The following is a 6,119-nucleotide window of genomic DNA, read 5'->3' as shown; positions in this document are numbered from 1 at the left end:
GACCTTCTATGACGGCCAGGGCATGATGGTGCGGGCCGATAGCGGCATCGAGACGCTGGAAGACCTGGACGGCGGCACCATCTGTGTCCAGTCGGGCACGACGACAGAGAAGAACCTGGCCGACGTTTTCCGCGCCCGCGGTATCGACTTCACGCCGGTCGTTTTCGACGGCGCCGACCCGACGCGCGAGGCGTATGAACAGGGGCAGTGTGACGGCTTCACGACCGACAAGTCGGGTCTGGCCTCGCAGCTCATCCTGCTGTCCGACCCGGCGGCCCACGTCATCCTCGACGAGACCATGTCCAAGGAGCCGCTGGCTCCGGCCGTGCGCCACGGCGACGACAACTGGTTCGACATCGTCAAGTGGACGGTCTTCTGCACCATCAACGCCGAGGAGTTGGGCATCGCCTCCGACAACGTGGATAGCTTCCTGGGCGGCGAAGACCCGGTTATCCAGAACCTGTTGGGCGAGACGGGCGATCTGGGCCTGGCGATGAGCCTGAACGCCGACTTCTGCTACCAGATCATCAGCCAGGTGGGCAACTACGGCGAGATCTATAACCGGAACCTGGGGCCGGACACGCCGTTCAACATCCCGCGCGGCCTGAACGAGATATATACCAACGGCGGGTTGCACTACTCGCCGCCGTTCCGTTAAACCGGTATCGCCCTGTCGCCGGGCGCGTCCCACGTGGCGGCCGCGCCCGGCGACATCGCAATAGCCGCCCGGCGGCGCACTCGATTCGGTGCGTCGCCGGGCTACTGAAGCCGGAGGCGATTGACATGACAGACCTCGCGCCGCGAACGCTTGGGCCGGCGTCCACGCCCTTCTGGCGGGACATCCGGGTGCTGGGCGTGCTGGCCCAGATCGTCTTTCTCGTGGTGGTCATCAGCGGCTTGACCTGGTTCGCCCGCAACGTGGCCGGCAACCTCGCGCGCCTGGGCGAGAGCCAGTTCCTCTGCCGCGACGGGTCGAGCAGCCTGCGTTGCGCCTTCGACTTCTTGCGGCTCGACGCCCAGTTCGCCATCGCCGAGACGGCCATCCCCTACGACCCCAGCGACTCCTACGCCCGCGCTCTGCTGGTCGGGGCGCTCAACACGATCAAGGTTGGCGCGCTGGGCATCGTGCTGGCGACGCTGCTGGGGACTTTCGCCGGCATCGCGCGCCTGTCATCCAACTGGCTCATCAGCACCGTGGCCCGCTGGTACGTGGACATCATCCGCAACACGCCGCTCCTGTTGCAGCTCTTCTTCCTGTTCTTCGGCGTCATCCTGCTCTTTCCGCCCATCCGGCAGGCGGCGCAACTGTTCGGCCTGCCCGTCTACCTGAGCCAGCGCGGCATCGATATGCCGGGGCTGGCTTTCCTGCCGTCGTTCCGGACGTGGCTGCTGTTTATTGGGCTTGGGCTGCTGCTGGCAGCGGCGGTCTGGGTCTGGCTGGGGCGGCGGGAGCAGCGCCTCGGCCGTTCGACCAACCGCCCCATCTGGACGCTGCTGGCGCTGCTACTGCTGGCCGCGCCGGGCTGGTTTGTCGCCACCGCGCGGGGGGCGCGCAACCAGGGGTTCATTATGCTGGAGGCGTCCGGCGTGACGAGCTTTGACGATCTGGGGCCGCTGGTGGCGGCGCGGCTGGGGTTAGACGATCTGGCCGAGCTTGAGGCGGCCGTGGCCGACGGCCGGCTGACTGAGGACGCGGCGGAGGACGCCGCGCTGGTAGTCTGCGCCGTGCAGGGCGAGGCGGCCGAGATGAACCTGGCGGCGCTGCTGCGCCGGGCCAACATCCCCTACGAGATGGAGCGCGCCGACGACATCGAGGAGGCGGCCCGCGCCTATGCCGATGGCGATTGCGAGCTGCTGGTCGCGCCGCGGGCGACGCTGACGACGGGTATCCCCCAGGGCGCAGGCATCCCGCCGACGCCCATCCGGCCCCTGCCGGAGACGCCGGTGCGGCTGGACGTCCCGCGCATCGAGGGGCTGAACTTCGTCGGCGGCCTGAAGCTGTCGCCCAACTTCGCGGCGCTGCTCATCGGGCTGGTCATCTACACCGGCGCGTTCATCGCCGAGATCGTGCGCGCCGGCATTCAGTCCGTGCCTAAGGGGCAGACGGAGGCGGCGCGCGCGCTGGGGCTGTCGGATGCGCAGCGGCTGCGGCTGGTCATCCTGCCCCAGGCGTTGCGGGTCATCATCCCGCCGCTAACCAGCCAATACCTGAATCTGGTGAAGAACTCCAGCCTGGCTATCGCCGTCGGCTTTCCCGATCTATGGTCGACGGCCTATACAACGTTGAACCAGTCGGGCCGGCCCATCCAGATTTTCGCGCTGGTGATGGGGACGTATTTGTCGTTTAGCCTGCTCATTTCGTTCTTCCTGAACTGGTATAACCGGCGGATCGCTTTGGTGGAGAGATAGAAGAAGAAAGAATCCACAGATTTCGCAGATTACGCAGATTTTAAGAGGCGCGTGTGAGTCTTGTGGCCGGCATGGATGGTTTCTTTATAAGATGACTACGCTCTATCATAACTTGCAACAGTTGTTTCGCCGGGGTGGCGGGGGGCACTTTACGTGGGGGCACTTCCTGCGGGAGCATATATTCGCCAACGTGTGGCTCTTCCTGTGGCTACTGCTGTTGGCCTACATCACCGGCCGGGTCGTCGCCGGCCAACTGGCCGACGCGCCCGTGACGACGGCCATCATCCTGATCGCCTGGGCCGTCTCCGTCGCCGCCACCGCGACCGGCAACATGATGCGCCGCCACACGCCGGCCACGTTCTGGCTCAGCCGCAACCTGTATAGTTCCATCACCAACATCCTGGTGACGCTGCTGATCGTCTTGCTATTGGTGGGGGCAGTGCGCGGCTTCGTCGGCTGGGCGGTGGTGCGGGCCAGCTTCACCACCGACCCGGAGGCGGCGGCCGAGCGGTTGGGGCAGTGGGAGGAGCCGGGTGCGAACTGGGGCGCGGTCATCGACAACTTCCGCAACCTGATGGTCTTTCGCTTCCCGCGTGAGGAGGATTGGCGGTTGTGGGCGCTCATCGGTTGGAACGTGGCCCTGCTCATCCCCAGCGCCTACGTCTACAGCCGGGAAGTGTTTCGCCGCTCCCGGTTGCGACGGGTGCTGACCGTCCTGTGGCTGCTCACTCCCTTTCTGGCCTTTGTCCTGCTGCGCGGCGTCGGCGAGGGCGGGCTGCTGCCGCGGCTTAACCCCGACATCGCCTGGGGCGGGTTGATGCTGACGCTCATCATCGCCGTCTTCGGCATTGTGGCCTCGTTCCCGTTGGGGGTGCTGCTGGCGCTGGGGCGGCGCAGCCAGATCAGGGGCGTGCCAGCCTGGCTGACCTGGACGGCTGCCGGCCTGCTGACCGGCTACTTGCTGGTCAGCAGCACGCTGCCCAGCCTGCGCCAGCCGGCCACCCTGGTGCAGCGCGTTCTCTCGTTCTGGCCGTTGCTCATCCTGTTGGGCGCGTTCCTGTTCCAACGCTACTTCCGCGGCAACGTCGTGTCCCTGCTGAGCACGGTCTACATCGAGACGGTGCGCGGCGTGCCGCTGATCACCATCCTGTTCATGTCCATCATCATCTTTCCCATCTTTCTGCCGCCGGGAACGGAGATTTTGGGGACGTGGCGGGTACTGGCCGCGGTGACGCTCTTCGCCGCCGCCTATCTGGCCGAGAACGTGCGCGGCGGCTTGCAGTCCATCCCCAAGGGGCAATACGAGGCGGCCGACGCGCTGGGCTTCAGCGCGGCGCGCAAGTACCGGCTCATCATCCTGCCTCAGGCGTTGCGCGCGGTCATTCCGGCTATCGTCGGGCAGTTTATCGGGCTGTTCAAGGATACGACGCTGGTGGCGATTGTCGCGCTCATCGAGCTGTTGGGCGTAGCGAACCTGATTTCGGCGCAGCCCGACTGGCTGGGCGTGCGCCGCGAGCCGTACGTGTTCGCCGCCCTCATCTATTTCATCGGCAGTTTCAGCATGGCGGTCTATAGCCGGCGGCTGGAGCGGCGGCTCGGCGTCGGGGAAAGATGAAGGAGAGAAAGAATCCGCAGATTACGCAGATTAAGAGACTCCCGCAAAGCTCGCAAAGTGCGCCAAGAACGCAAAGAAGAAAGAGATAGCTTTTGGCGCTCTTGGCGTCCTTTGCGCTCTTGGCGTGAGCTTCTTAATCTGCGTAATCTGCGGATCATTTCTTCAGATTCAGGAGTATCAGTATGACGACAGCGGCGGGTTCGCGGACAGAGGAGATCATCATCTGCCGGGACGTGCACAAGTGGTATGGCGACTTCCAGGCGCTGCGCGGCGTCAGCCTGACGGTGAAGCGGGGCGAGGTGATCGTCATCATCGGCCCGTCCGGCTCTGGCAAGTCGACGTTCATCCGCACCATCAACCGGCTGGAGGAGCACCAGGAGGGGGAGATCATCGTCGATGGCATCACCCTCAGCCACGACATCCGCAACATCGCCGAGGTGCGGCGCGAGGTGGGCATGGTCTTCCAGCAGTTTAACCTGTTCCCGCACCTGACGGTGCTGGAGAACATCATGCTGGCCCCCATCCACGTGCGCAAGTGGCCGCGCGAGCGGGCCGAGGAGCGCGCCCTGCACTGGCTCAACCGCGTGGGCATCCCGGAGCAAGCCAACAAGTATCCCGGCCAGTTGTCGGGCGGCCAGCAGCAGCGCGTAGCCATTGCCCGCACGCTGTGCATGGAGCCGCTCGTCCTAATGTTCGACGAGCCGACCAGCGCGCTCGACCCGGAGATGATCAAGGAGGTGCTGGACGTGATGCGCGACCTGGCGACGTCGGGCTACACCATTCTGGCCGTGACACACGAGATGGGCTTCGCCCGCACGGTGGCCGACCGCATCATCTTTATGGATGGGGGGCTGATCGTGGAGCAGAACACGCCGGAGGAGTTCTTCGCCAACCCCAAGAACGAGCGGACGAAGCAGTTTCTCTCCCAGATTCTAAGCCATTAGCGGAGAAAAAGAGCTCACGCAAAGGGCGCAAAGAAGCAAAGCGCGCAAAGCAAAGAACAAGCGCTCTTTGCTTTGCGCGCTTGGCATTCCTGGCGCTCTTTGCGTGAGCTCTTACAACTCGTGGGCGACTTTGGAGAGTTTTTCGACGGCCTTCTCCAGTTCGCTCAGGGCCGTGGCGATGGTGAAGCGCACGTGTCCCTCGCCGCTCTGGCCGAAGGCGGCCCCCGGCACGGAGGCGATGCCCGCCTTCTCGATCAGCGCCTCGGCCAGTTCGGCGCTATTCTTCGTGCTATTGGGGAAGCGCGGGAAGAGGTAGAACGCGCCCTCGATGTCCAGGCACTCCACCCCCTCGATGGCGTTCAGCGCCGGAACCATGAAGTCGCGCCGCTTCTGATAGGCGGCGCACATGGCCTGGGTGGTCTCCTTTGGCCCCTTCAGGGCAGCCACGGCGGCGTGCATGGTGAAGTTGGCCGCCGAGGAGACGGTCTGGCTGTTCATCTGCGTCGCCAGCTTCATGATCGGCGTCGGGCCGGCCAGCCAGCCGAGCCGCCAGCCGGTCATGGCGTGCGACTTCGACAGGCCGTTGATGGTCAGCGTGCGCTCGGCCATGCCGGGCACAGCCGCAGGCGACAGGTGCGCCCGGCCGTCGAAGATCACCGTCTCGTAGATCTCGTCGGAGATAACGTACAGGTCGTGCTCCAGGGCCACGGCGACGATGGCGTCCAGTTCGTCCTGGGTCAGCACGCGGCCGGTCGGGTTATTGGGCGAGTTGACCATGAGGGCCTTGGTGCGCGGCGTGATGCGCGCCCGCAGGCGGTCGGCGGTGATACGGAAGTTGTCATCGGCCGGCAGGGGGACGGCCACGGGTGTGCCGCCGGCCAGGACGATCATCGGCGGGTAGGAGACCCACACCGGCTCCAGGTAGAGCACCTCGTCGCCGGGGTTGAGGATGGCCGATAGGGCCAGGAAGAGCGCCCACTTGCCGCCGGGAGTGACGACGATGTCGCTACCCGGCTTCACGACGATGCCATTGTCCACTTCCATCTTGTGGGCGATGGCCTCCAGGAGGGGCGTGATGCCCTTCATCGGCGCGGGGTAATGGGTCGCGCCGTTCTCGATGGCCTGGAAGGCCGCGGCGGTGATGTAGTCAG

The 6,119-nt window shown here is 65.2% G+C and carries 5 protein-coding genes; 4 read left to right on the top strand and 1 reads right to left on the bottom strand.

Annotation, left to right across the window (positions count from 1 at the left end):
* The 4 genes from ACE3UY_RS08715 to ACE3UY_RS08700 form a co-directional block, all read left to right on the top strand.
* Positions 1-658, top strand: a 658-nt coding sequence (locus ACE3UY_RS08715; protein WP_374687154.1) for an ABC transporter substrate-binding protein, incomplete at its 5' end; no start/stop codon positions are given.
* A 125-nt stretch (positions 659-783) separates the two neighbouring features.
* Positions 784-2,409 carry an ABC transporter permease subunit gene (locus tag ACE3UY_RS08710; protein ID WP_374687153.1) on the top strand — a complete coding sequence of 542 codons (1,626 nt, stop codon included), beginning with the start codon at positions 784-786 and terminating at the stop codon, positions 2,407-2,409.
* A 91-nt stretch (positions 2,410-2,500) separates the two neighbouring features.
* Positions 2,501-4,024, top strand: coding sequence for an amino acid ABC transporter permease (locus ACE3UY_RS08705; protein ID WP_374687152.1), 1,524 nt, complete (start codon positions 2,501-2,503; stop codon positions 4,022-4,024).
* A 182-nt stretch (positions 4,025-4,206) separates the two neighbouring features.
* Positions 4,207-4,968, top strand: coding sequence for an amino acid ABC transporter ATP-binding protein (locus ACE3UY_RS08700; protein ID WP_374687151.1), 762 nt, complete (start codon positions 4,207-4,209; stop codon positions 4,966-4,968).
* 111 nt (positions 4,969-5,079) lie between these two features.
* Here the strand turns inward: ACE3UY_RS08700 and ACE3UY_RS08695 are convergent.
* Positions 5,080-6,119 (bottom strand): pyridoxal phosphate-dependent aminotransferase (locus ACE3UY_RS08695; protein WP_374687150.1); only part of this gene is annotated, 1,040 nt, incomplete at its 5' end.

It is taken from the genome of Promineifilum sp. (SeqCode) (assembly GCF_041918635.1).
Taxonomy (GTDB): Bacteria; Chloroflexota; Anaerolineae; order Promineifilales; family Promineifilaceae; genus Promineifilum.
The sequence above is the reverse complement of the archived record's forward strand: the minus strand, read 5'-3'. Positions and strand labels throughout refer to the sequence as shown.

Coding starts and splice junctions, on each gene's coding strand:
- ACE3UY_RS08710 (WP_374687153.1), top strand. CDS start 784: ATGACAGACCTCGCGCCGCGAACGCTTGGGCCGGCGTCCACGCCCTTC.
- ACE3UY_RS08705 (WP_374687152.1), top strand. CDS start 2,501: ATGACTACGCTCTATCATAACTTGCAACAGTTGTTTCGCCGGGGTGGC.
- ACE3UY_RS08700 (WP_374687151.1), top strand. CDS start 4,207: ATGACGACAGCGGCGGGTTCGCGGACAGAGGAGATCATCATCTGCCGG.